Origin of the sequence: Flavobacterium enshiense, from assembly GCF_022836875.1 — a bacterium.
Lineage (GTDB): Bacteria > Bacteroidota > Bacteroidia > Flavobacteriales > Flavobacteriaceae > Flavobacterium > Flavobacterium enshiense_A.
Genome location: NZ_CP090376.1, coordinates 1975294 through 2001958, shown reverse-complemented (window position 1 = coordinate 2001958; position 26665 = coordinate 1975294). Strand labels below are relative to the sequence as shown.

Genomic DNA, 26665 nt, shown 5'->3' with positions numbered 1-26665 from the left:
TAAAGTTAAAATGACACTTGAATTCCTGAAGTGATAATACGCAGTGGCGGTAAGAAGCCTAAAGCGGTAAACTCAGGATCGCCCCCTTTGTAGGATGTAAACGTTAACACGTTTTGCCCCTGCAACGAAACTTTACACTGAACATTTTTCATCCATTTCTTAGGTACTTCATAAGACAAGGCAATGTTTTTGAGACGAATGAAAGAAGCATCTGTAATTACGGCATCGCTGCTGATGTATTTGTAAAAGGCATCTACAGCTGCACCGTTTGCTCCTGAACTGTATTGCTGGTATGGAGCGGAATCTCCCGGACTTTGCCAATGATTACCAACTATTGTTGACTGATTGGACATTGTACCCGGCAAAGCCAATGTGGCTGCCGTATTGTAATTTTCCTGCTTTACAAATTGAAAAAGGAAATCCAGTTGCCACTGCTTGTATTTGAGTTGATTTTGTAAACCTCCGTAAAATTCAGGGTTTAGGTCTTTTACTGTTTTCTTGTCTTCGGTGGCCGTAATTATTCCATCGTTATTTACATCTTCAAACTGATAAATACCCGTTTGCGGATCTACTCCTGTAAAGTGATACACCTTTTTGATGTTTAAAGGCTGACCGATTACCAACTGATTGGCATAGGTTGAGGTTTCCAAACCAGGGAACGACAATAATTTATTTCTGGTTGTTGTAAAATTCAGACTTGTTGTCCAACTGAAATTCTCTTTCTGAAAATTAACCGTTCGCAATGTGAATTCCCATCCTCTATTTTGAACGGCAGCATCTAAATTAGCCTGCATGGAAGGAAACCCTGTTGTACCCGGAAGCGGAATCCCTACCAATTGGTTTGAGGAACGGTTGTTGTACCAAGCTGAAGTAAGGGTAATACGGTCGTTTAAAAAACCGGTTTCGAGTGCCGCTTCGAACTTTTTGTTCGTTTCCCAGCCAAAATCGGGGTTGTATAATCGTGTTGGGTGTAAACCGATTGTACCCTGATAATTGTTACCCGAAGTACTGTAGGTATTTAAAAACTGGTAATTCCCTATTTGATCGTTACCGGTTGTACCATAACTGGCGCGCAGTTTTCCGAAACTTAAGAAGTTTACATTGTCTTTAATAAACGCTTCGTTTGAAAAAATCCAAGCCGCACCAATGGCCCCGAAATTAGCGAATTGCTTACCGGGCCCGAAACGGCTTGAACCATCGCGACGCCCTGTAATGTTTATGATGTAGCGTTTGTCCCAATTTAAGTTTACGCGACCGAAAAAGGCTTGGTATTTGTAAACCGTAGCTTCATCGGTAAACACTGAAATATTTGATGCTGCTGCCAGATTATAAATAAGGCTATTGCTCATAAAACCACTTGCCTGCTGCACTAACTGTACGTTGTTTTGCTGTTGGAAAGTGGTTCCTATTAATGCTTCTACTCTCGCCTTCCCAAACTCTTTGTTCCAATGAAGTTGCGGTTCTATAATCCAAGAATTACGGGAAGTGTTGTTTGCGAAAAGGACTGAATACTCACTACCCAAACCATAAGCCGGATTGTAGATGGTTGAAGGAAAGGTACTGCTTTCGGTATGATGCAAATCAGTATATCCGAAGCTTGATTTGAGTTCCAAATTCTGCAAGAGTTTGTAGGATAACAGCATATTTGCTACTACGTCTTTCGTATTGGCCAACGACTTCCCTTCGAGATTGCGAAGCGGATTGTTAAAGGTGCCGTTTTCCCAATTCAGATTTCCGTTTTCGTCATACAATGCCGGAGCATTGGGTGCGATTGACCACGCTTCGGGTGTTAAATCTGTAGATGGCTGATTGTTGTCCTGTACTGTATAGCCGGCGGTGAAATTTATCCTGAACTTTTTGTTGTCGGACTCATGATTTAAGTTCGTATGCAAGTTTCCTTTTTTATAACCGAATTCGCCTGGAAAAACTGTTGTTTCCTTACCGAAATTTCCGCTTACTAAAAACTGTGTTTGAGCAGTGCCTCCGGATAGCGCTGCTTGGATGTTTGTAATTTCGTTTGTGCCGCCCAAGAGTGTTTTTTGCCAATCGGTATATCGGTTTTGATCCCATGTACCGTTGATGTCATAAGCATCAGATGGGTATGGAGTGATACCGTCATTCACATAGGCTTCGGCACGCATTTGTAAATACTGCGGGGTTTTCATCATGTCCATGAATCGGGTTACTTTACCCAAACCACTATTTATGCTTGTTGAGAACGTTGTTTTACCTTTCTTTCCCTTTTTGGTTGTGATAAGCACCACCCCATTTGCGCCACGAGAGCCATAAATAGCAGTAGCATCGGCATCTTTAAGGACTTCGAGACTTTCTATATCGCTAGGGTTTAAATTGTTTAACGGGCTTGTGAGTGCGGGCATGACCGTTGCCGTGATACCACCCCCAATTGCTTCGGAAGAATACGGAACGCCATCGATAACATACAATGGTGCATTACCATTTGCCCGAAGGCTGTTTTGCCCTCGTATTTGAATATCGAAACCACCCCCGGAAACGCCGGTACTTTGCGTTACCGAGACGCCAGCCATTTGCCCCTGCATGGTAGCCAGTACATTGGTTACGGGTTGTTTTTCGATATCCTTCGAAGTTATTCTTGCGATACTGCCCGTGCGTTCTTTTTCTTTTACGGAATAGTATCCCGCATTGATTTTGACTTCCTGTAACGAAGTTGCCTCCTCTGACATAGATACATTTATAGTATTGCGACCTAAAATCGCAATTTCCCTTTTGGCATATCCCATCATAGAAAATACCAATGTATCTTTTGTTGTGGTTTTGATGGTGTAACTGCCATCGTAATTAGAGATTGTTTGGACCGTTGTCCCTTTGACGGTTACACTGACACCTGGTAAAGAGGACAAATTATCATAAATTTTACCCTGGACGGTTATAGCCTGTTGCCCCCAAGCAACAGACGATAAGAGGTTCATGGCCGTAATGCAAAAAAAAGAGCAAAAAACGGACTGCCTATACCCCTTGAATGAAAAAATTTTCATAGTATTGGATTAGTTAAGTTAAACGAAAGTTTTATTAGCGTAAACCTTCTGCCTGATGCGCCAACACTGGGACAGGAGGTTTTTATTTTTAAGAGAATTTACACCATAGGCACAACTATTTAGTTTGACATTGTAAAACAATGCCACTATTTGCTTAATGCAGCTAAGCCATAGTGGCATATAAAGGCAAGGAAAACCCAGCCGGTTTTATTTTGATTTTGCGAGCCTGTGAAGAGACGTTTTGCTTTGAAAAAAGGAAAGTTTAGCGCATAAAAAAGCGTGGAACTCAGCTTACTGCGCCGAAGGTACTGGTATACCGTGCAACAATAAGTGAGCCCACGCCTATAGACGTGAGCATCTTACTTATCATCTCGTTGCTTAAAATTACCAGTTTTTCGACGCGAGATTCAAAGCGAATGCTTCAATTTTTTATTTGAAGAATCGCAAAAATAATAATTATTTAAAACATTTTTAATTTATACTAAAAGTCAAATGTACGAATTTATTTTACAATTGTCAAATTTGACAATTTATTTTTTGAATTTCAATGCACTTTCACATTGTGAAAGAAATTAGAAAACAATACTTCATAAAGTTTGGAGAAAACCTTCAAAGATTACTTATCAAGCATCAAAAAGATGTTATGACAGTCTCGTCTATAGGAAAAATAGAGCCAAAACAAGTTTACCGAGTTTTAAACGGTGAGCATGGGGCTTCTATGGGAACAATAATTTCTATTGCTAAGGGATTAGAAATTCATCCTAAAGAGTTATTTGATTTTGAATTTGATTTGGGAAAAGAATAAATAAAAAGATGCTAAAGCATCTTTTTTTGTAGGTAAAATTTTAATAGTTATATTCGTGGTTGAGTATATTTATGAGTTAGCTATAATTGTAAAATAAAATTTTTCATAAAATGGGACTATTTGATAATAAAGAATTAACTTCAAGAATTAAAGATGTTGAAAAAAATCAGCAAAAATTAGCTCATTCACATAGTCAATTCACTAATGCTATTTCTAGTATAAAAAAAGAATTAGGTGAAGTAACTAAAAGGAGCCCAGAATATGAAAAAGAAGCTCAACAGGCATCTAAAAAAACTTCTGAGTTTAAAAATAGAGCATTTGAAACTTTAGAGGAAGTTAGAGAAATTCAAGGAAATGTATCAGAAAGCCAGTTAAGCATTAATTCAGCTAAAGATAATATCTTAACAAAACATAATGAAATAAAACAATTGTTCGACAAATTCAATACCGAAAGAGATGAATTTAACGAAACAATGAGTACTCTACTAGAAAGAATTGGAAATGTAAATCAAAATATTTCCTTACTTGAAGAAACAATTGAAAATCACCCAGATTTTGAAGAAGAAATAAGTGAACTAGAAACCTATATTTCTAAAATTAAAGAAAATGAAAGTAAATCTTCGCAATTAATAAAGTCGATTACAAATCGTAAAATTGAATTAGAAACATTATATAACGAAATTCTTGGATTTAATTCTGAAAATGAAGAAACTGGTGAAGAAGTTTTAGTTAAAGGATTAAAGCAAGAATTAGAAGAATCACTCGATGGACTGGAAGAAAGAACTGAAGAGTTAAAATTAAATTTTAATAAATTAGAGACAAACACTAATGAAAATGTAAATAATTTACTCAAATCTAATAGTGAAAAAATTAATACTCAAATAAATGAATGGGAAGACAAGTATAACAAATTAAATGAAAAAATTGAAAGTCTACTTCCAAATGCTTTAACAGCTGGTTTGTCATCTGCATTTTCTAAAAAGAAAGACGAGGAAGTAAAAGCATACGATAATCATAAAACTCAGTTTAGCATTGGTATAGGTAGCATGATAGCAGTTTCATTAATACCCTTTGCAATTAGTGTCTTTACATTAATGAATGATACTAATTTTGATATTATTATTAATAGGGCTCCAAAAATTGTTATTGCTATTTTACCATTATATATCCCAGTATTATGGTTATCTATTTCTTCAAATAAAAAAATGAATCTATCTAAAAGACTTATTGAAGAATATTCACACAAAGAAGTCTTAAGTAAAACATTTGAAGGATTATCTAAACAGATTCAAAATCTTGGAGAAGACAGTATATCAAATGAACTAAAAATAAAATTACTGCAAGACTTCTTACAAATGTATTCTGAAAATCCAGGCAAATTAATTTCAGATTACAACACTTCTGATCATCCCATAATGGAACTACTAGAAAATTCTAATAAGCTAGAAAGAACTATTTCTAAGTTAGAGAAAATTCCTGGTTTACAAAAAGTTGCAGATATATTAGAAAAAAAATCGGAAAAAAAATTAGAACAAGCCACTAATGTTATTGAAAGAAATCTTGATAGAATTGTAGGCTTGAATGATACCAATAATGATGATGAAATAGAAAGTGCATAAAATAATATCAGAAGGGTAAATAACAGAAGGTTTAAGCAAGTGGGGTTTATAGAGTAAAACTGAAAACTTCATTCTTTGTATTTGCCTGATTGATAACACAAACTAACTGAAGAAGTAAGTACAAATCTTATAATCTGCAATTAATAACCAAAAAGGTTAATCTATTTCAATACTAGATACGAGGACAAAGAAAAAGAAACAAGTTAAAATACTTACAAATTATTCTTACAGATTTAAAAATTCGTTTGTTTTTAGTATCTTTGTGAAAAGTGGTTAATTATATTTACTTTTATACACTTGATGTTATGGCTTATAGTTCAACAACAATTGCAAATTATTTCATTCGTAATTACTCAAAATACGGAGAAATTACCCCTATGAAAGTTATCAAAATGACTTACTTAGCCTATAGTTGGTTTTTAGCACTAACAGACGGGGAAAAAAAACTAATTGAAGAAAGATTAGAAGCTTGGGACTATGGCCCTGTTTTTCCCTCATTGTATCAAAACCTTAAAAATTACGGTAAGACTAAAATTAACGAACCCATTCCTTCGAATGTAGAAGAGGTTGTTGACGTTGAAGATGCTAGATTTTTAGATAAAATATGGTCAATGTATGGAAAATACGATGGAGTTCAACTTAGTGCAATGACTCACAGCCAAGACACACCTTGGAAAAATTCCTATTGTTTTGGATGTAACTCTGAAATTACTGATGAGGAAATTTTGAAACATTACTTACCAAAACTTAAACCAAAACAAGATTTAGAAATAGAAGGTGTTAATTAAAAATATGGATGATTTTTTTAATAGGTTGCCCGACAACCCTTCTGTAAATTTCACTGAATCTGATTATTTAGAGGCTAAAAGAGACGAACAAAAACTAGATAATGATATAAAGAAAGCATCTGTTAAAAGATATGAAAGAGATACAGAACTGAGAGGCTCTTTAGCTGTTATTTTCACAATCATCATTTCAGCTTGGCTTGTTTCAGTAATTTTAATTTTAATGAACAACCATTACCAATTTAAGCTTAGTGATACCGTCTTAGTCACTTTACTTACAACTACAACAGTTCAAGTTTTAGGAATGATGCTTATTATTCTTTGGGATTTATTTCCAGGTGGAAAAGATAAGAACAACCATAACGAAAAATAACAACTATCCACAACAATAGTTCTGTAAAAGTGGGTTTTAACGTTTAACAGAAAACTTATTTACCATTTATAAAAAAGATACCTTAGGGTATCTTTTTGTTTTTATACCTCATGTTATAGTTGTCAATTTAGGATAAATAGTTATCCAAAACGGAGCATTTACCCATAACATAAACACAAAGACCTTACTTATTATATTTTTGAGGTATGGAATGGTATGAAATTTTAGGATTGATTGTGTTTGTACTTGCCGGGGTTTGGTTGAGGGGGAAATTGTATGATAGCCGGAAGCATCGTGGGTATAATGATAGTTGGGGTTGCCGCGTCGTGCCTCCTCGCAATGACAGGAAATGAAGGCGCTTTTGGGCGTCTTTTTCATATTATCTGACAATAAAAAAGGTTTGACTTTGTTAAATCAAACCTTCTAGTTTTAAATATCTTAATTATTTAAGCCTATATGTAGTACTCCTACCGCTTCCTTCCTGCTCCAGTATATCTTTTAGCATAAGATCCTTAATATCGCGCAAGGCAGTATCTGTAGAGGTTTTATTGATTTTTGCGTATTTAGAAACATTGAGTAATCCAAAGAAATCGTCGAGAAGTAAATGAAGTATTTTTTGTTGTCTGGCATTGAGTTGTGTTTCCCTATGTGTTTCCCAAAATTTTGCACGTATTAATGTTTTAGAAACTACTTCGTCTGTTTGTGCCATAGCATGCATAAGGCAATCCAGAAACCATTCTAACCAGGGCGTTATGTCTAAGTCTCCTTTTTGGGTGTTTTCCAGTATATCGTAATACTTATTTCTTTCTGCCTGTATTTGTGCTGACATGGAATAGAATCGCTGTGGGCTTTGGTCTGCTCGTGCTAATTGTAAATCGGCAATTGCTCGGGCAATACGTCCGTTACCGTCGTCGAACGGGTGTATGGTTACAAACCATAAATGTGCAATTGCAGCTTTTATTACGGGATCTATACCTTGGTCTGTTTCCATCCAGCCTAGAAACTGTTGCATTTCTGCGGGTACTTTGGTTGCTGGTGGAGCTTCAAAGTGTATTTTTTCCTTACCCATAGGTCCCGAAGTTACCTGCATTACATCATCACGCCACGCGCCGACATTGATTTTATACATACCGCTTCTTCCGGTTGGAAATAATGCTGCGTGCCAATCAAAAAGCCGTTCGGCTGTTAATGGTTTGGCGTAGGATTGTGTTGCATCTAAAAGCATTTCTACAATTCCCTCGACGCTACGCTCTGCCGGTACAGCTCCGGCAATTTCAATACCCAAACGTCTGGCTATGGAGGAACGTACTTGTTCCGGATTAAGTTGTTCGCCTTCAATCTGACTTGTTTTTACCACATCTAAAGTAAGTGCCTTTAACATGGTTTCTTCCTGTAGTTTAAAACCTAAAGCCTGCATTTGGCCAAGTATTTTTCCTTGATTGTGCCTCACTGCTCCCAATAATGGAGAGATTTTATCGGCATCCCAAGTGAAGTTTGGCCAGTCTTTTCTTTGATGTATGTACATAATCACCGCTGTTTTGCGGTAAATATAAGATTTTTTTACCGCATTATGATTGGTTTGCGGTGATTATTTGATTTTTTTACCGCATTTTCGCAGTGATTATGCGCGCTATTCACCGCAATATGACAATAAATTTGTAAAAAAAAAGTTATTTAGATCTCAAAAATCTCTCAAAACCTGTTCGTTTTTTGGTCTGATTTAAAGCCTTTTATTTGGTCAAATTACCAATTATAACTATCTTAGCAATATAAGATTTGAAGATGTTTGCAGTACAGATGCAAAATCGAGACCCTTGTTTTTTTGGTTACTTGTAACCCTTATAAATAAACGGATTAGTTAGGATGTTCGAATCCTGCTCTCCCCACAAAAAAAGCAAGCTACAACAGCTTGCTTTTTTCATTTAACATGCAATCTAAGTTTACTTTGTAAAAACAGAAACAGACAATCAGGTTCAGCTCAAAACACAAAAGGCCATTTATCTTTTACACTTGCAACATCACAGTAATAGATGGGCTAGTCGCACAATAAACCTCTTTCAATTAAAAGCTCTTGGAATAGCTTTAATTTTTTGTCTTAAAATTAGGGCAATCCGATGTTTTTCCTAAATTTACGACTCGATAATTACAAGCACATAATTCACAAAACATTTGAAAGTCGTATTTAAATTTTTCTCTGTCCTTTTTTTGCTTTTAAATGTAAGTTATTCATTTGCACAACATCGCAACAATCTTATTGTAAATGTCGACATGGCCAACAAGGTTCTTAACATTGAACAGGAAATCACCTATGTTAACAACACCAATCACACTTTAAAAGAGCTCGTATTAAACGATTGGAACAACGCCTATTCCGATAAAAACTCACCATTAGGAAAACGATTTTCAGATGAGTTTATCCGCAGTTTCCACCTGGCAAAAGATTCAGAACGAGGAAGGACTTCCATAATCTCAATCACCGATCAAAACAACCTTGGTTTACAATTTTCAAGACCCGAAAAGCAGGTTGACTTGCTAAACATTCATTTAGACACTCCTATTTATCCAAATCAGGAATTAAAATTGAAAATAATTTATAGCGTTCAGGTTCCCAATCAGCGTTTTACTCGTTTTGGCTACGATGAAAATTTAGGCAGTTTATATCTGAAGAACTGGTTCTTAGCTCCTGCTCGATTTGACAATGGCAACTTTGTAAAAAACAGTAACGAAAATCTGAATGATATCTCAAATGCGCTTTCCGATTACGACATCAAATTAACTCTACCAACAGGAATTCACGTTTATACCGATTTAGACAGCACTAAAACAGACGGAAATGAAGGTGATTACGAAACAACTTATCAACTGAAAGGAAAAAACATTACCGATTTCAACCTTATCATTGAAACCCTGCCTACTTTTGTCAGCCATAAAAACCAATATCAGGAAGTAGTTACCAACCTAAAAGACAAACGATTAAACGATATTCAAAAAGCCATCGTTATTGATCGCGTGGTTAGTTTTGTTTCGAATCAATTAGGAAAATTGCCTCAGGAAAAAATAGTTGTTTCCCAAGTGGATTATGACAGGAATCCGTTTTATGGACTGAATCAGCTTCCCGCCTTTTTGAGTCCGTTTCCGAATGAATTTCTGTATGAATTAAAATTTCTGAAAACATATATCAATAACTACCTGAAAACCTCGTTGCATATCAATCCCAGAAAAGACACCTGGCTGATTGACGGGATTCAGACTTACGTTATGATGAGATATATCGAAGAGAATTACCCTGAAATGAAAATGATGGGCAGGCTGTCTCAATTCAAATTACTGAAAGGATATAATCTTTTTACATCTGATTTTAACGACCAATACTACTATCTCTATCTTTTGATGGCGCGAAAAAACCTGGATCAGCCAATCGGAGATTCAAAAAACTCTTTTATCAAATTCAACGAACAAATATCCGGAAGATATAAAGCCGGAATGGGGCTCGATTACCTAAACGATTATTTAGGCGATGATAAAGTTTCCAAAACAATAACGGATTTCGTAAAACTGAATGAGACCCAACAAACCGGCGAAGAGGATTTCAAAACCCTTTTAAACCAAAAAACAGACAAAGACACCGATTGGTTTTTCAAAACCCTTGTACACACCCGGAATCTGATTGATTATAAATTCGGAGATATCAAAAAAAACAATGACTCTATTGAAGTAGTCATTAAAAACAGAACCAACACCAATGTACCTGTTTCGGTTTACGGAATCAATAAAGACACAATTGTTTTTAAACGATGGGTTGAAAACGTTACCAAAGACAGTGTTTTGACTTTCCCTAAAGAGAATGTCGACAAGCTTGTATTGAATTACGAAAACAAAATTCCGGAATACAACGCCCGAAATAACTGGAAAGCAACAAAAAGCTTTTTAGGAAACAATCGTCCTATAAAATTCACTTTCATAAAAGACCTTGAAGATTCATCCGTAAATCAAATATTTTACGTTCCGGAATTATCCTATAACTATTATGACGGTGTTTCTCCAGGTTTAAGCTTTCATAATAAATCATTATTGGACAAACCTTTTATTTTTGACATTAACCCTATTTATTCGGTCAAAACAAATTCACTCGTTGGGGGAGCCTATTTTACCATAAATAAAAACGTTCGCGAAGAACGTTTATACAATATCCGTTACAGCCTTGGCGGGTCTACCTACCATTACGCGCCCGATGCCGCTTATACCAAAGTAACTCCTTCTATCAACTTCCGTTTTAGGGATTTAAATTACAGATCCAATGAGAAGGAAAACGTTTTGATACGTCACGTATTTGTGGAAAGAGAGCACTCTAACATAGTAATCAGCAAAGATGAAAATTATTCGGTTTTTAATTTGCGCTATTCCAAAGGAGCTTCCGAAATTACCAGAGTTTATGGCATGATGACCGATGTCCAGATTGATAAAAACTTTGGAAAGTTAGCTGGTGAATTTCAATACCGAAAGCTTTTTGACAATAACCGACAAATCAATTTACGTGTTTTTGCTGGTGCTTTCATGTATCGTGACACCAAGTCAGAATTTTTCAGCTTTGGTTTAGACCGTCCAACAGATTATTTGTACGATTATGCTTTACTGGGCCGCTCAGAAACCACCGGTATTTTCAGTCAGCAATACATAATGGCTGAAGGAGGATTTAAATCAAAATTAGATCCCCCTCTGGCTAATCAATGGATGACAACCATGAATGCAAGTTTCAACATTTGGAACTGGATTGAAGTTTATGGTGATATCGGTTGGGTAAAAAATGAAGGTTTTAACTCTAAATTTGTGTATGACAACGGTATACGATTGAACTTTGTACCAGATTATTTCGAATTGTATTTTCCGATTTCTTCCAATAACGGATGGGAAATAACACAGCCTCGTTATGGCGAAAAAATACGTTATGTAATTACATTGAGTCCGAAAACCCTGATATCATTATTCACAAGAAAGTGGTTATAACGGCTTAAATCTAAAAAAGAGCCTTTATTTTTAATCTATTTTATTAAAAAAATATCATAAAAACTCGTTTTTAGATACGAATAATTTATTAAAAACTCAGTATCAAACAATATTATTATCAAAAGTGAAATTATTATTTTATCGTCCCATTGTTTTATATCGAAGAAATAATTAAATTTGTCACTTAACATATCATTAGCTATATGAACCAAACAGCCACTAAAGAAGTACTTTCATTTGAAGATTTCAAAACAGAAGTACTTAATGATTATAAAATTGCAACCACAAGCCGGGAATGTAGTTTATTAGGAAGACGTGAAGTTTTAACCGGTAAAGCAAAATTTGGAATTTTCGGTGACGGAAAAGAAGTACCGCAATTAGCCATGGCAAAAGCATTCCGTAATGGTGATTTCCGTTCGGGATACTATCGCGATCAGACTTTCATGATGGCGATCGGTCAAATGACGATCCAGCAGTTTTTTGCAGGTTTATACGGTCATACCGATTTGGCTCATGATCCAATGAGTGCCGGACGTCAGATGGGTGGTCACTTTGCAACCCATTCACTTGACGAAAACGGAAACTGGAAGAACCTTACACAACAGAAAAATTCAAGTGCCGACATCTCTCCTACAGCGGGACAAATGCCTCGTTTATTAGGTTTGGCTCAGGCTTCTAAAATATACAGAAATGTTGGTGGTATCAACCAAACGAATTTCTCCGAAAAAGGGAATGAAGTAGCATGGGGAACCATCGGAAATGCCTCTACCTCTGAAGGTTTGTTTTTTGAAACCATCAATGCAGCCGGAGTATTACAGGTACCAATGGTAATGAGTGTTTGGGATGACGAATACGGAATTTCGGTTCACGCAAGATACCAGACCACAAAAGAAAACATTTCAGAAATCTTAAAAGGTTTCCAACGCGATGAAAACAACAAAGGGTATGAAATCATAACCGTAAAAGGTTGGGATTATCCTACTTTGGTGGAAACCTACCAGAAAGCATCACAAATTGCACGCGAAGAACACGTTCCGGTTTTGATTCACGTTTTGGAATTAACTCAACCGCAAGGACACTCAACCTCAGGATCTCACGAACGATACAAAAATGCGGATCGTTTGGCTTGGGAAGCAGAATTTGACTGTTTAGCACAAATGCGAAATTGGTTAATCAGCAATAATTTGGCTACAGCCGAAGAAATAGAAGCGATTGACACTCAGGCTAAAAAAGACGTTCTTGAAGGCAAAAAAGCGGCATGGTCAGCATTTGTTGAACCAATGAAAGCAGAACAACAAGAGTTAGTTGCTTTATTGAATTCGATTGCTGCATCAAGTGAGAACAAAGTTTTCATCGAAAAACAGGTTAACGATTTGGCTTCCATTAAAGAGCCAATCCGAAAAGATATTATCACTACAGCCCGTAAAGTTTTACGTTTAATCGTAAAAGAAAACGGAAAAGCACAACTTTCGGCATGGATTACCGCTTATATCGAAAAAATCCAGCCGAAATTCAGTTCGCATTTATTCTCACAATCGGATAACAACGTATTCTCTACAAAAGAAGTTTTACCTAAATATGACGAAACTTCGGAAGAAGTTGATGCTCGTTTGATTTTGAGAAATAACTTCGATGTTATTTTCGACAAACATCCTGAAACTTTGATTTTCGGGGAAGATTCAGGAAATATTGGTGATGTTAACCAAGGTTTGGAAGGAATGCAGGAGAAATATGGCGAATTCCGTGTATCTGATGCTGGTATCCGCGAGGCTACTATTTTAGGTCAGGGAATCGGTATGGCGATGAGAGGTTTACGTCCTATCGCTGAAATTCAGTATTTGGATTACCTTTTGTATGCTATCCAGATTATGAGTGACGATTTAGCCACTTTACAATACAGAACTGCCGGTCGTCAAAAAGCACCGCTAATCATAAGAACGCGTGGTCACCGTTTGGAAGGAATCTGGCATTCAGGTTCACCAATGGGTATGATTATCAATGCAATCCGCGGTATTCACGTTTTGGTTCCAAGAAACATGACTAAAGCAGCTGGTTTCTATAATACTTTATTGGAAACTGACGAACCAGCTTTATTAGTGGAATGTTTGAATGGTTACCGTTTGAAAGAAAAAATGCCAACGAACTTAGGTGAATTCAAAACACCTATCGGAGTTGTGGAAACCATTAAACAAGGAAGTGATATCACTTTAGTTTCATACGGCTCTACATTGCGTTTGGTTGAACAGGCAGCAAAAGAATTACTTGAAGTTGGTATTGATGCTGAAATCATCGACATTCAATCGTTGCTTCCGTTCGATATTAATCATGACATCGTAAAATCGCTTGCTAAAACAAACCGTTTATTGGTAATCGACGAGGATGTCCCTGGTGGAGCTTCTGCTTTCATTTTACAGCAGATTGTAGACGAACAAAAAGGATATAAATATTTAGACAGTAATCCTGAAACATTAGCTTCTAAAGCACACCGTCCTGCGTATGGTACTGACGGGGATTATTTCTCTAAACCTTCAGTTGAAGATATTTATGAGAAAGTATATGATATCATGCATGAGGTTAATCCGGTAAAATACCCAAGTTTATATTAATCGGATTTAATCAAAAGAGATACTTTTAAAATTCAGATTCCGCTACTATCCAGTAGCGGAATCTTTTTTTGTCTCAATTTCAATTGGGTACATTCGGAAGATAACTCATTTGAAATAAAATAAAACTCCGTTTTTGAACAAATCAAAAACGGAGTTTTATTTTTAGATGTTCATCCCTGAAATCCAATCAGAAATGCGATATCATTTAATCTAAAGAGAAGGGTTTTATTTCTTTATTATCAGCAAAGAAGGTGTTTTATTCAACCATGAACTTTGGGAATCCAATAGCTTTTTCCAGCTTTCCACACTTATAATCATCAAATCCTGTTCATCCAAAAGCGCCTTCTCAATTTTTCTTTCCGTTGCCAGCTTAATGTGTTTTGGATGCTTGTGCTCAATTTTATGGATACAATCGAGTAATTCACCATTGTTTTTAAAATTTCCGGCCTTATCCAAAACAGTCACATACGAATTTACATTATGAATCAATTGTTTAGCATAGTCCATTAAAAACAAATCTGATTCTTCCAAAAGCAATACGAAAACTCGTTTAGCATCGGTAAAATTCTTGTCAACCAATATTCCTACAGGAACATCAGTACGCGACAAAACGTGCTCTGTACGTTCATCAAAAGGCGAATTTTCGAATAACTTTTCTTTTCCGGTAAACTTATTCAATAAACTTTCCGGGTTGATTATGCGCGTTGTAAATCCAAGTACTTTTCCTAATAGGGTTCCTTCAAAAATGGACTGACTTAAGCTCATCAGTACCAAATCGAAATCACCTTGATTAGATACTTCAATTAAATCCCCTTCCGTATCAATGGAACTTTTGAATAAGGTCGTTACTTTTTGATGCAATTCTTCCGAAGCCTGCAAAATAGGTTTAAAACTGTCCTCTTCGTACTCATCAATATTATACGGATTCAATTCATTGATCGGTAAAATATGCATAGCGGTAACTATGGAGTTGTTATGGTTTTTCTTGACAAAGTTGTTAGCCAATCGAAGTAAAGACCTACCCTCTTCTGCATTATGAAATGAAAAGAGGACTTTAAATTTATTATTTTGAATGATTTCTTTCGGAACGATTTCAGTTTTCGATTTAAATACATATTCAATCAAATCCAAAGCAGGTCCCGTCATAAAAGTAGTTGCTAAAGCCATAATCACCATCATCGCAAAGATTTCCGGCTTTAAAACACCCAAATCATACCCAATATTTAAAACCACGAGTTCCATCAAACCGCGGGTATTCATCAAGGCACCAATAGTCAAACTGTCTTTCCAACTTTGCCCTACAAACCTCGCTGTCAATGCACTTCCCACAAACTTTCCGACAACGGCTACCAAGACAATGTAACCGCAAACTTCCCATAAATAGGCATCATCCAACAAACCGATTTGTGTACGAAGTCCAGTGAATACAAAGAACAGCGGTAAAAGCATAACTTGCGAAACATCTTCGACTTTTTCGATAAAAATATTACGAAAACGCATACTTTCCGGCATGATTACACCCGCCATAAAGGCTCCAAACAAAGCATGAATACCAATAACTTCCGTAGCATACGATGAAATCAGCAACGTAAGGAAAAATATTGCTATTACCGGTTTTGTAATAGTTTCAGTATTTTCATACAAATCACCTATTCGTTTCAAAAACGGTTTTACTACTTTAAGCATTAGCAGAACGTATACTATAGCAAGTGCCATGATGTAAAGCGAACTTAAAAACGAACCTGCCTTAACAATTGCAATAACGGCAGCCAGAATACACCAAGCCGTAATATCGTCGGCAGCAGCACAGGTAATCACCATAGCACCAAGTCGCGTTTTATGCAAACCACGCTCCTGCACTATTCGGGCTAAAACCGGAAAAGCTGTAATACTCATGGCAATCCCTGTAAAAAGTGCAAAGGATATAAACTCGACACCGTCCGGAGCAAATTGTTGGAATATAAAATAAGCCAAAACAAGTCCTAACGTAAACGGGATTACAATACTGGCATGGCTAATAATTACCGCCTCTTTCGCTTTGTTCTGAAGCACTTTCAAATCGAGCTCCATCCCAACTACGAACATAAAGAGAATCAGTCCAATCTGACTTAAAAACTGGAGATTTCCAAGTGATGCGACGGGAAATAAAGCATTAGAAAATTCAGGAAAATAATTTCCCAACAATGAGGGCCCTAGCGCAATTCCGGCAAGGATTTCTCCAATTACGGATGGCTGGCCTATTTTTTTGAAAATTGCACCAAACAATCTTGCCACGAAAACAATCGTAACAATTTGGGCTAATAATATGGCTAATGGATGGGTTAGATTGTGTGTAAGTGAAATTATAAATTCTTCCCACTGGCTTTTCCCGTTATTGGGAAGGACGACATTTCGGCCTTCTTCCAGGATTTTCCCGTTTTGAATCGTCCAATACATTATTGCGGTTGTTACACCAACAATTCCGATATAAAAAAAGCTGTTTTTAAATTTTTTCATACTAAAACCAAGCGGTTTTTTTGCCTTTCGCTTACGGACGCCAATATTACTAATAAAATAAATGGAAAACAATTTTTCTTACACACCTAAAAATATGACAATTATCATTTTAGCAGAAGGTATTCTAACCTACTTTTGATGTAGAAAAATGGCAAAGTATGACAACTTCATTAGTACAAAAATATAATGTTCCGGGACCAAGGTACACAAGTTATCCAACAGTTCCTTATTGGGAAGATGAAAGTTTTTCAGGTAAAATATGGCAGGATACTTTTATCCGATCCTTCAACGAAAGCAATGCTTCAGAAGGAATCAGCCTTTACATCCATCTGCCGTTTTGCGAAAGTTTATGTACGTTCTGTGGTTGCCATAAACGAATCACCAAGCGACACGAAGTTGAAAATCCTTACATAGAAGCAGTTCTGAAAGAATGGAATCTGTACTGCGACATGTTTCCGGAAAGACCGATAATCAAAGAAATTCACTTGGGAGGAGGAACACCAACCTTTTTTTCACCGGAAAATCTTAAAACTTTAATTGATGGGCTATTCCTAAGAGCTGAAAGAGCCGAACAGCATGAATTCAGTTTCGAAGGTCACCCCAACAACACTACAAGGGAACATCTGAAACAACTTTACGATTTAGGATTTCGCCGCGTAAGTTTTGGCGTTCAGGATTACAGCGAAACGGTGCAAAAAGCAATACATCGAATCCAGCCTTTTCATAATGTGGCCAAGGTTACGTTTTGGGCAAAGGAAATAGGCTATACTTCCGTTTCTCACGATTTGATTTTCGGATTACCTTTTCAAACAATGGAAGATGTTGTGGATACCATCGAAAAAACAAAATCGCTTTCCCCTGACCGTTTAGCCTTCTACAGTTACGCCCATGTGCCATGGATTAAAGGTAACGGACAGCGTGGTTTTAAAGACGAAGACGTTCCAAAAGACGACGAAAAGAGAAAACTTTATGAAATCGGGAAACAATTGCTGACAAAAAAAGGCTATCACGAAATCGGCATGGATCATTTTGCTTTGAAAAAAGACAATATGTTTACTTCCTTTCGGGAAGGAAAACTGCACCGTAATTTTATGGGGTATACTTCTTCCAAAACACAGTTGATGATTGGATTGGGATCTTCTTCCATAAGCGACAGCTGGTATGGTTTTGCCCAAAATGAAAAAACGATTGAGGATTATTATGCAAGACTGGAAAAGAACGAATTACCTGTTTTCAAAGGGCATTTTCTAACGAATGAAGATTTAATCATTCGCAAACACATCCTGAATTTAATGTGCCAATTTACCACTTCCTGGGATGAATCACATTTATACTTTAAAGAACTTCCCGAAGTTATTGCACAACTCGGTGAAATGGAAAACGACGGTTTACTGGTAATTCAGAAAAATGCCATTACCGTTACTGAAAAAGGCAAACCATTTGTCAGAAACATATGCATGGCGTTCGATTTACGTCTGAAACGAAATGCACCTCAAACACAGTTGTTTTCAATGACCGTGTAATTTTTTTAAATCATAACTTTTTTTTAAGAAATTTCTTCATACTATTGCGGTTGAAGGAATTTTTTTATTTTTAATATTATTGCTATATTACTCTCAATAAATTAAAAATAACACACAAATCATCAATCATCATAATCAAAAAGAAAAGTATGACTCGAATTTTTTTTAATTTAGTTTTAATTCTATTCGGATTTCATGTTGGATCTGCTCAAAACCTTAGTGGGAAGATTATCGATTCCAAAACCGGCGAAACCCTACCTTATGCCAACATTATTGTAAACGAAACAGTAAATCTTGTGTCGAATGCTGAAGGTAACTTCACCCTGACTGAAAGTAACAATAGTGATACGACTGTACTGACCGTTTCGTATCTCGGATATGTTAAACGCAAGATAACTGTGGGCGAATTGAAAACCCTGCAATATACAATTAAACTTGAACCGGGCGTTTTTGAACTCGAAAACCTAACCATTTCCAACGTCAAACCGGATCCCTATGCAATTATGGCAGAGGTTAAAAAGAATCTTCCGGTTCATTACAAAAATGGCGGACAATCAGCTAAAAATATGTTGTTTTACCGTGATGGAACCTCTTTTAAACCAAAGAAAATAGATGTGGAAATCACAAAATCGACAGGTTTTACAGAAAATGCACTTAAATCGACCAACGCAGAAATGAATGCATTTACCGCCAAACTCATTTCACACCCGCCAAAAGAATTAAAGGATATGTTGTGTAATTATTATACGCTTTCAAAAAAGAAGGACGATAAACAAACTATCTTACAAAAACTTGAGGTAATAAAAGCTACCGTGCTTAAGAATGGTGACAATTCAGTATCATTGGACGATATAGAGAAAACAGGAACAAATATCGTTCTGAAACATTTGGACAGCACCAAGTTTTACAGAATTAAAAGCGGGTGGTTTGGTTCCCGTGATACCATTTCATTAAGTAAAAATTATAATGAGAAAAAAAACAAAAAGTATGTCAAAAACAAAAACACCAAATTGACTTCTTCAAAAGCCAATCTTACAGGATTTATCACCGAAAACAACCCGCTGAACAGCAAACTAGATTTCTTAAACAAACCTGAATTGTATGAGTATGCGTATGAAGGTAAGATATATAATGATGAAAATGATGGCATGTATGTACTGAAATTCGAACCCAGAAAAAATAAAGCAAAATATTCCGGAAAATTATACATTTCAGAAACGGATTATGCGGTAGTACGCTGCGATTATAACTTAGCTGACGGGAAAGATCTTGGCGGATTCAGCATGAAACTTTTGTTGGGAGTGAAAGTATCTGAAAATATGAGCAAAGGCACACTTCTTTATAAGAAAAACCCTGACGGCACGGGTTATTATTTGCAATATGCTTCAGAGGAAACCGGCCAATACTTTTACGTAAACAGACCGCTAAAATTCATTGAACTGACACATAGCGAAAAAGATGTGGTAGCCTTTGACTTTAAGGTAGAAGGAAATTTGAGTGAGAAAACCGAATTCCTGAATATTTCCAAATCGGAAATCAGTGAAAATGCCTTTGAAAACATTAAAGAGGAAGATTTCAATTACCTGGTCCTTAAACGTTATGATCCTGCAGTATGGAAAGATTTCGTTTCTATGGAACCATTGGAAGAAATGAAGCAGTTTAGGGTTGCTGAATAGCCACTAAAGCCTCTATTACATATTTTCTTATGCTGAAATCAGATAACTTAAAAAATAACGATTTCCCGCAGTTGGCTTTAAAAAATGAGGCTTAAAGACTAAACTAATGTAATCCCCTAATCGGGATGTTGGGTGACACTCTAAAATACTAAACTAAAAAGCAAAACAAATGAAAGCTAAATTATTACTTCTGTTATGTCTGGCGCAAATAGCGTTTTCACAAAAAAAGTTACCCGTAATAAAAGCCAATTCCACATCGGTTGACATCAAAGACGGTAATAATTTTAAACGTAAAGCCTGGACAATATCTCCGGAAATAAATCCGGATATTTATACGACTTCAAGTAACAAAATAACGTTCTTCACCGATACAGATTCCATTAAAATCAAAATAAGCCCGAAAAAGGACACTTTTGATTTCATTGTTTTGCTTAACAGTAAAGATTCTGCTTTTACACGAATCAAATATCAACTTCCTTATTCTGAAAAATTAAAAAAAGCAGAAAAATACAATTACTCCGACACGAGATTTGTACCCAACTTCAGTTATCAGGCAATGGACAATCCCAACCTTGTTAAAATCAGGCAAGATTTAAAACTAGATTCAATAGCAGGCACTGGAAATGAAACCTCCAAAATCCTCAATTTATTACATTGGGTTCATAACACAATAAGACATGACGGAAGCAGTAAGGATCCAACGGTTAAAAACGCGATTGATTTAATCAAAGTCTGTAAAACCGAAAACAGGGGCGTTAACTGCCGAATGATGGCAACAGTCTTGAATGAATGTTATTTGTCATTAGGCATTAAATCAAGATACATAACCTGTATGCCTAAAGAAACAAAATTTGATGATTGCCACGTTATCAACATGGTTTACAACACTGATTTAAAAAAATGGATTTGGATTGACCCGACGTTTGACGCCTATGTAATGAATGAAAAAGGGGAATTATTGGGAATCGATGAAGTTAGAAAAAGACTGATTAACGGAAAAACATTAATTCTGAACCCAGATGCCAATTGGAACAAAAAGAGTTCGCAAACAAAAGAATACTATCTGGAAACCTATATGACGAAAAACTTATACCGACTGCAAGCACCTTTGGTTAGTGAATACGATTCCGAAACCTGGAAAAGCGGAAAAGAAATAACCTATGTTGAGTTGCTACCCTTAGACGGCATCGAACAAACGCCGCAGAAAACTGAACAAACAAATACAAAAACAGGTGTAAAATTCATCCTTTATAAAACAAATAATCCTGATTTATTCTGGACTGAACCAAAATAAAAGCACAAAACACAACAACGATTTCATGAAAGCAATATTTTAAGAATTCTAAAAAAATCAGAATGATGAAATACACAACAGAAATAGAAATCAACAAACCGATAGACAAGGTAATAGCCCTTTTCGATAATCCGGAGAACCTAAAAAAATGGATGGAAGGTTTGGAGAGTTTCGAACATATCAGCGGTACACCAGGACAACCCGGAGCTAAATCCAGACTGAAATTCAAAATGGGCAAACGCGAAATGGAAATGATTGAAACCGTTACAGTTCGAAATTTACCCGAAGAGTTTACAGGTACTTACGAAGCAAAAGGAGTTGTCAATATTGTAAAGAACTCTTTTGTTAAGATATCCGATTCTAAAACGAAGTATATTACTGAGCATGAATTTCAGTTACAAGGTTTGGCGATGAAGATTATTGCGTTTCTGATGCCTGGCGTTTTCAAAAAACAATCCTTGAAATACCTCACGGCATTCAAAAATTTTGCCGAAAGCCAATAGTAATTGACAGCTGTTCTCAAACCTTTTAAATACACCTATACTTTACAGACAAAATACGAAAGAACTTAAACACATATCAAGTAATATAACTTAAGAAAAGTCGTTTCAAATTTTAACATTTTACTTTTTTCTTACACTATAAGTCACTATCTTTAAACTGTTTACCATCAGACTTAAAACGAGTCTATCATCATTATCAGGATTACCACATTATTTCTAACCAATTAATCAAACTTAATCCTATGAAAAAAATCACATTACTTTTAGCTGTATTCTTCGTTAGCACTGCTACGACCTATTGCCAGACATCTGATGCAGAAATGGAAGCTATGGTTAATCTTTTGGGTGTTCAGAAAAAAGAAGCTATGGCCCGACTTGTAAACGTTACAGGAAAAGATGCAGATGCGTTCTGGAAAATTTATGATGAATATCAAAAAGAAAACAAAAAGACCGCAACCCAAAGGATGAAATTGTATGAGAAAACTGCACTATCCTACAGTAATCTGACTCCGCAAAGGGCAGATTCTTTAGCCAACCAGTATTTTGCAAACCGGATGGATCAGGAAAAAAAACTGGAGGTTTATTACAAAAAGATCAAATCAGCCACTAACGCTACAGTAGCTTTTCAGTTCTATCAGGCCGAAGTCTACCTGCTAACCCTTGTAAGAGCACAAATCATGCAGCAGATACCTACTTACGGAGAGATACAGGGTACCAAAAAATAAATATCAGGAAATATTCGTTCCAGCGGACTTTAGTATAAAAGAGAAGTTTTAATCCTACTTGAAAATCAGAGGAGCTACTCCATCGAAAATACTAAAGTGGTTAACTTACTACGAAAATAAAAACCTAAAAATATCAAAAGAAGAACCGCAGATTCACGATTTAATATATTTAATTCGCGAATCTGCGGTTCTTTTTTTCGAGCTTCAAAATGACTTCTATTCAGTTTTGAAGCATCGAAAAAATTTCATCCTTAATAAAAAGCAGCCTTGCTTTCATTTCGTGAGTTGCCTCATCCGTAACAACTTCCTCTCCCGTGTTGATTCGGTGAATTTCGTGTTCCAGTTTGTCATATTCGTCAAATAATTCTCTAAAATGAGTATCAGACGTTTTTAATTGGTGAATTTTGTCCTGATGCTCAGGAAACTCGTGTAATAAATCATGTCTTTCCATAGTGCTTCAATATCAAGTTAATATCTTACTATAAAGTTACTTAATCCGTTTTACATATTGAATTACCCTGCACAAAAAGACTCATATTACTTGGTGAAACAAACGGAATATCCAATCCCAATCCACGCATGATAAACAACATTCCTATGCAAATGGTAACAATCGGTATGATTTTCTGAATTCTATTCCGAACCGGAACTGTCAGAAACCCGGAAACAAACGTGATCATGCTCATCATCGGAATGGTTCCTAATCCGTATAAAAACATATAGGTTACCCCCAAAGTTTCATTTTGCATGGCAATAGCCCCAAAAAGAGCTACATAAACCAATCCGCAAGGCAAAAATCCGTTAAGTAAACCAATAGTGAAAAGCGCTTTAAAAGTTTTCTTTTTGAACTGACTTCCCAGTTTGGTTTTAAGTGCTGAAATGACTTTATAAACCGGTTTTGAAAAATTATATCGGGCAAATACTTTTTCCGGAATTAAAACGAAAGTAATCATCAAAACTCCAATAAATATCGACAATTGCTGCTGCATTCCGGCCAAATAAATCCCTTTTCCCAACAAGCCAAAAACCAGACCCAGCGTCATATAAGCAGTTATCCTACCCAAATGATACGTAAGAAGTTGCGTTGTTTTCTTAGCCGGATTCTTATGATCGACAGGCAGCATCATCGCAATGGGACCACACATCCCTATGCAATGCAAACTGCTTATTAAACCTAGTATGAATCCTGAATACAACATATTTTAATTTTGAGAAAAAAGATACTAGAACAAAGATGATAGAAGGAGGAAACCTCTGTCTCCTTTTTCCTTTTTCCTTTTCCCTTATCTCATTTCCCTTGTCTTTACAAACTAATCCCCTTTCTATTCAGGTATTCCTTCCCATCATATTCCCATTCTACAGCAATGTCCCAACGACCGTCAACCAAATTTGTTTTAGGTATGAGCAAATTTGAAGTAGACAACGAAATCGGAACTTCGAAATCTAATTTCTGGTTGGACGGTCGGTATAAGGACACTTTTCCTTTTATTTTGGCAATATCAAAGGCTTTCGGAAAAACAATCAACAAACCATTTCCATTTGATTCGATTGAAACTCTTTCCGTAAGATTATTAGCGTTTTGTTGCTTATCGATCTGATTCTGAAAATCAAGTTCTTTTTTATAGTATTCTTCAGTAACCATTTCATGGTCGTACTGCGAGTCAACTTGCACCTTGAAAACGAAGTATAAAATAAACGTCATAAACAAAGCAAATGCAATCACGACTCCTGTTCCCCAATTGATTCTCATAATTTCTCTTTTTTATTTAAAGCGTCCCGATTGCTATCGGGACAGGGCTATTTCGTAAACCATTTACCTTTTTGTAAGCAACTTTTTTAAATTGTCTCTTCGGTTTTTCATCTAATTAAAACTTCTCGGGCCAAGGAAATTAGTCGTTGTCGTTTCCAAAAGCAAATCTCCGTCATACACTTCAATTTTAATCTTGGTTTTATCTCCTTTTAAAAACGCAGGGTGAATCTCTATAAACAATGTTCCTTGGGCCATCCCTTCTTTTTTGATTATAAACTCAGGTTTTCCCACCACTTTAATTTCACCTTTAATGTCAACTAACTTAAAGTGTACGTGATTAAAATCCTTAACCGTCTTGTTTACAATTTTATAAGTAAACACATTGCTTATGTTTTCTCCTTTGTGTTCAAATAATTGTCCAGGTAAGCGTAAAACCGTAGCCTGTACGTCGTTTCTCAGGAACAACATTCCAATAAAAACACCGGTCAAAATAGCTAAAACGGCTACATAACCTTTCATTCGCGCTGTGAAAACGAATTTTTCCTTTTTGACGATTTCGTCTTCCGATGCATAGCGTATCAACCCTCGCGGCAAATTAACGCTTTGCATGATAAAGTCGCAAGCATCAATACAGGCGGTACAGTTGACACATTCCAATTGTGTTCCGTTACGAATATCGATTCCGGTCGGACAAACATTTACGCATAGGCGATCATCAATACAATCACCTTTTCCTAACGCATTTCTATCTTCATTTTTATTGAATTTGCCGCGACCTTTTTCAGCCTCACCTCTTTTATGATCGTAGGCAACAACTACCGATTTATTATCAAGTAAAACCCCTTGCAGGCGCCCATATGGGCACGCAATGATACAAACCTGCTCCCTGAACCAGGCATATATGAAATAAAACACACTGGTAAAAATCAGTAATGCAAAAAGCGTTGTTGTGTTATGCAACGGGCCTTCGGTTACCATTTTCAGAAGTTCATCACTTCCAATAATATAGGCAAGAAAAATATTCGCTATTAAGAACGAAATAATGAAAAAGATGGTCCACTTAGTACTTCTCTTTCTTATTTTCTCGCTATCCCACTTCTGTTTAGCCAATCTCATCTGTGAGCCTCTGTCCCCATCAATCCAAAATTCGATTCTTCTGAAAACCATCTCCATGAAAATGGTCTGAGGGCAAATCCAACCGCAGAAAATACGTCCAAAAGCAACGGTAAAAAGAGCCAGTCCGACAACACAGATAATCATCATAGTAACGAACAGATAAAAATCCTGAGGCCAGAACGGAAATCCGAAAATATTAAACTTCCTGTCTATTACATTAAACAATAAGAACTGATTTCCATTGATTTTGATAAACGGTGCCGAGAATAAAAAGAGTAACAAAAAATAACTCACCCATTTTCTTCTCTCATACCACTTACCTTTTGGAATTTTTGGAAAAACCCAGGCGCGTTTGCCCTCTTTGTCAATGGTTCCAATGGTGTCTCTAAAACTATCTTCTGGTGATTTGGACATACTTGTTTTTATTTTGCTGTCATTTATGGTGCAGCAGTTTTTGCTGTATCCGCTGTTGGTGCAGCTGTTTCTGCTGGAGCAGCACCTTCTTCAGCCCAAACATCTCCTTCTTGTGCTTTTGGATTTGGTGGATTTGATCCCTGTAAACTCAAAACATAACTTGCCACTTTTTGAATATCTGACGGTTTGATTGTTGCTTTCCAGGCTACCATTCCTTTTCCGTCACGACCACCTTCCATGATTGTATTGAAGACATTTTTGATTCCTCCACCTAAAATCCAGTGATTATCGGTCAGGTTCGGTCCAATTGCCCCACCTCCATCAGCACGGTGACACGCTACACAATTGGTTTCGAAAATGGTTTTACCGGCAGCAATACTTTCAGCATCTGTCAGCAAAGTAACTTTTTCCTTATCCATAATATCCGGAGCTGTTTTTTTGTACTCCTCTACAGCAATTTTTGCAGCTGCCATTTCTTTATCAAATTCTTGAATCTGATTATCATGCCCCAAAATATGGAAACGAACCATATAAATAAAGGCAAAAGCGACACAGGCATAGAAAAGATACACCCACCAAGGAGGAAGCACATTATCAAGCTCTTTGATACCATCGTAATCGTGATGCAGCAATAACTCTTTTTCCTCTTCCATTTTATTGGAACGCGTTAATTTGTGCATCAGATTTTTATAGAATTGAGTCTCTTTAAACGGAAGATTTTCTTCTGCTTCTTTAGCTTTTAGCTGTTCTTCTGTCAGTAAACTGTTCAAAACGTTGTTAGACGCTTTAACAACAATCTCCATTGCTATTAACACGAACAGGAACAATAGAAGCAATACCATGACAATCGGGTATTTTATAAATGCCGGTTTGTCTCCGGAATCGATAAAGAATTCCATTGCCATATAAAACAAGAAGAACAATACCGGAATTCGAACGTATATTGGAAAAAACTTTTTCAT

19 protein-coding genes are annotated in these 26665 nt (G+C 36.3%); 11 read left to right on the top strand and 8 right to left on the bottom strand.

Features of this window, described 5'->3' with window-relative positions; genetic code table 11:
- Positions 1–5: 5 nt before the first annotated feature.
- Entirely contained in the window at positions 6–2948 is a 2943-nt protein-coding gene (locus LZF87_RS08860) for a SusC/RagA family TonB-linked outer membrane protein (RefSeq protein WP_244338595.1), read from the bottom strand.
- 628 nt (positions 2949–3576) lie between these two features.
- Between LZF87_RS08860 and LZF87_RS08855 the strand changes: the two genes are divergently transcribed.
- The 4 genes from LZF87_RS08855 to LZF87_RS08840 all read left to right on the top strand — a co-directional run bounded on the left by LZF87_RS08855 (position 3577) and on the right by LZF87_RS08840 (position 6596).
- Complete coding sequence (locus LZF87_RS08855; protein ID WP_244338594.1) at positions 3577–3819, top strand: helix-turn-helix domain-containing protein; 243 nt, start codon at positions 3577–3579, stop codon at positions 3817–3819.
- A 110-nt stretch (positions 3820–3929) separates the two neighbouring features.
- The gene (locus LZF87_RS08850; RefSeq protein WP_244338593.1) at positions 3930–5438 is read left to right on the top strand and encodes a hypothetical protein; all 1509 of its coding nucleotides are present in this window, start codon (positions 3930–3932) and stop codon (positions 5436–5438) included.
- Positions 5439–5743: 305 nt separating this feature from the next.
- Complete coding sequence (locus LZF87_RS08845; protein WP_244338592.1) at positions 5744–6226, top strand: Panacea domain-containing protein; 483 nt, start codon at positions 5744–5746, stop codon at positions 6224–6226.
- A gap of 4 nt (positions 6227–6230) precedes the next feature.
- The gene (locus LZF87_RS08840; protein ID WP_244338591.1) at positions 6231–6596 is read left to right on the top strand and encodes a hypothetical protein; all 366 of its coding nucleotides are present in this window, start codon (positions 6231–6233) and stop codon (positions 6594–6596) included.
- Between the two features lie 442 nt (positions 6597–7038).
- On the opposite strand, the gene LZF87_RS08835 is transcribed toward LZF87_RS08840, so the two are convergent.
- The gene (locus LZF87_RS08835; protein ID WP_244338590.1) at positions 7039–8121 is read right to left on the bottom strand and encodes a Fic family protein; all 1083 of its coding nucleotides are present in this window, start codon (positions 8119–8121) and stop codon (positions 7039–7041) included.
- Between the two features lie 743 nt (positions 8122–8864).
- On the opposite strand from LZF87_RS08835, the gene LZF87_RS08830 reads away from it, so the two are divergent.
- A complete protein-coding gene (locus LZF87_RS08830) occupies positions 8865–11600 on the top strand; it encodes an aminopeptidase (protein WP_244338589.1) in 2736 nt (911 codons plus the stop codon).
- Between the two features lie 203 nt (positions 11601–11803).
- Positions 11804–14206 carry an alpha-ketoacid dehydrogenase subunit alpha/beta gene (locus LZF87_RS08825; RefSeq protein WP_244338588.1) on the top strand — a complete coding sequence of 801 codons (2403 nt, stop codon included), beginning with the start codon at positions 11804–11806 and terminating at the stop codon, positions 14204–14206.
- Between the two features lie 225 nt (positions 14207–14431).
- On the opposite strand, the gene LZF87_RS08820 is transcribed toward LZF87_RS08825, so the two are convergent.
- Positions 14432–16702 carry a cation:proton antiporter gene (locus tag LZF87_RS08820; protein WP_244338587.1) on the bottom strand — a complete coding sequence of 757 codons (2271 nt, stop codon included), beginning with the start codon at positions 16700–16702 and terminating at the stop codon, positions 14432–14434.
- Between the two features lie 158 nt (positions 16703–16860).
- Here LZF87_RS08820 and hemN point away from each other — a divergent pair, with 158 nt between their 5' ends.
- The 5 genes from hemN (at position 16861) to LZF87_RS08795 (ending at position 22423) form a co-directional block, all read left to right on the top strand.
- Entirely contained in the window at positions 16861–18225 is a 1365-nt protein-coding gene (gene hemN, locus LZF87_RS08815; RefSeq protein ID WP_244338586.1) for an oxygen-independent coproporphyrinogen III oxidase, read from the top strand.
- A 149-nt stretch (positions 18226–18374) separates the two neighbouring features.
- Entirely contained in the window at positions 18375–19901 is a 1527-nt protein-coding gene (locus LZF87_RS08810; RefSeq protein WP_244338585.1) for a carboxypeptidase-like regulatory domain-containing protein, read from the top strand.
- Positions 19902–20070: 169 nt separating this feature from the next.
- Positions 20071–21195, top strand: coding sequence for a transglutaminase-like domain-containing protein (locus tag LZF87_RS08805; protein WP_244338584.1), 1125 nt, complete (start codon positions 20071–20073; stop codon positions 21193–21195).
- Positions 21196–21257: 62 nt separating this feature from the next.
- Complete coding sequence (locus LZF87_RS08800; RefSeq protein WP_319800004.1) at positions 21258–21698, top strand: SRPBCC family protein; 441 nt, start codon at positions 21258–21260, stop codon at positions 21696–21698.
- 242 nt (positions 21699–21940) lie between these two features.
- On the top strand, positions 21941–22423 hold the full coding sequence (locus tag LZF87_RS08795) for a hypothetical protein (RefSeq protein ID WP_244338583.1): 483 nt from the start codon (positions 21941–21943) through the stop codon (positions 22421–22423).
- A gap of 220 nt (positions 22424–22643) precedes the next feature.
- Here LZF87_RS08795 and LZF87_RS08790 read toward each other — a convergent pair whose 3' ends face one another.
- From LZF87_RS08790 to LZF87_RS08770, 5 genes are all read right to left on the bottom strand, one after another.
- Complete coding sequence (locus tag LZF87_RS08790; RefSeq protein ID WP_244338582.1) at positions 22644–22874, bottom strand: YdcH family protein; 231 nt, start codon at positions 22872–22874, stop codon at positions 22644–22646.
- A gap of 40 nt (positions 22875–22914) precedes the next feature.
- Positions 22915–23622, bottom strand: a complete 708-nt coding sequence (locus LZF87_RS08785) for a sulfite exporter TauE/SafE family protein (RefSeq protein WP_244338581.1) — start codon at positions 23620–23622, stop codon at positions 22915–22917.
- Between the two features lie 104 nt (positions 23623–23726).
- Positions 23727–24173 (bottom strand): FixH family protein, encoded by a 447-nt coding sequence (locus LZF87_RS08780; protein WP_244338580.1) that lies wholly within the window; start codon positions 24171–24173, stop codon positions 23727–23729.
- 111 nt (positions 24174–24284) lie between these two features.
- Positions 24285–25703: a cytochrome c oxidase accessory protein CcoG gene (gene ccoG / locus LZF87_RS08775; protein WP_244338579.1), complete on the bottom strand. Its 1419-nt coding sequence runs from the start codon at positions 25701–25703 to the stop codon at positions 24285–24287.
- A gap of 23 nt (positions 25704–25726) precedes the next feature.
- Positions 25727–26665, bottom strand: a complete 939-nt coding sequence (locus tag LZF87_RS08770; RefSeq protein ID WP_244338578.1) for a cbb3-type cytochrome c oxidase N-terminal domain-containing protein — start codon at positions 26663–26665, stop codon at positions 25727–25729.

Coding starts and splice junctions, on each gene's coding strand:
- LZF87_RS08860 (WP_244338595.1), bottom strand. CDS start 2,948: ATGAACCTCTTATCGTCTGTTGCTTGGGGGCAACAGGCTATAACCGTC.
- LZF87_RS08850 (WP_244338593.1), top strand. CDS start 3,930: ATGGGACTATTTGATAATAAAGAATTAACTTCAAGAATTAAAGATGTT.
- LZF87_RS08845 (WP_244338592.1), top strand. CDS start 5,744: ATGGCTTATAGTTCAACAACAATTGCAAATTATTTCATTCGTAATTAC.
- LZF87_RS08840 (WP_244338591.1), top strand. CDS start 6,231: ATGGATGATTTTTTTAATAGGTTGCCCGACAACCCTTCTGTAAATTTC.
- LZF87_RS08835 (WP_244338590.1), bottom strand. CDS start 8,121: ATGTACATACATCAAAGAAAAGACTGGCCAAACTTCACTTGGGATGCC.
- LZF87_RS08830 (WP_244338589.1), top strand. CDS start 8,865: ATGGCCAACAAGGTTCTTAACATTGAACAGGAAATCACCTATGTTAAC.
- LZF87_RS08825 (WP_244338588.1), top strand. CDS start 11,804: ATGAACCAAACAGCCACTAAAGAAGTACTTTCATTTGAAGATTTCAAA.
- LZF87_RS08820 (WP_244338587.1), bottom strand. CDS start 16,702: ATGAAAAAATTTAAAAACAGCTTTTTTTATATCGGAATTGTTGGTGTA.
- hemN (WP_244338586.1), top strand. CDS start 16,861: ATGACAACTTCATTAGTACAAAAATATAATGTTCCGGGACCAAGGTAC.
- LZF87_RS08810 (WP_244338585.1), top strand. CDS start 18,375: ATGACTCGAATTTTTTTTAATTTAGTTTTAATTCTATTCGGATTTCAT.
- LZF87_RS08805 (WP_244338584.1), top strand. CDS start 20,071: ATGAAAGCTAAATTATTACTTCTGTTATGTCTGGCGCAAATAGCGTTT.
- LZF87_RS08800 (WP_319800004.1), top strand. CDS start 21,258: ATGATGAAATACACAACAGAAATAGAAATCAACAAACCGATAGACAAG.
- LZF87_RS08795 (WP_244338583.1), top strand. CDS start 21,941: ATGAAAAAAATCACATTACTTTTAGCTGTATTCTTCGTTAGCACTGCT.
- LZF87_RS08790 (WP_244338582.1), bottom strand. CDS start 22,874: ATGGAAAGACATGATTTATTACACGAGTTTCCTGAGCATCAGGACAAA.
- LZF87_RS08785 (WP_244338581.1), bottom strand. CDS start 23,622: ATGTTGTATTCAGGATTCATACTAGGTTTAATAAGCAGTTTGCATTGC.
- LZF87_RS08780 (WP_244338580.1), bottom strand. CDS start 24,173: ATGAGAATCAATTGGGGAACAGGAGTCGTGATTGCATTTGCTTTGTTT.
- ccoG (WP_244338579.1), bottom strand. CDS start 25,703: ATGTCCAAATCACCAGAAGATAGTTTTAGAGACACCATTGGAACCATT.
- LZF87_RS08770 (WP_244338578.1), bottom strand. CDS start 26,665: ATGAAAAAGTTTTTTCCAATATACGTTCGAATTCCGGTATTGTTCTTC.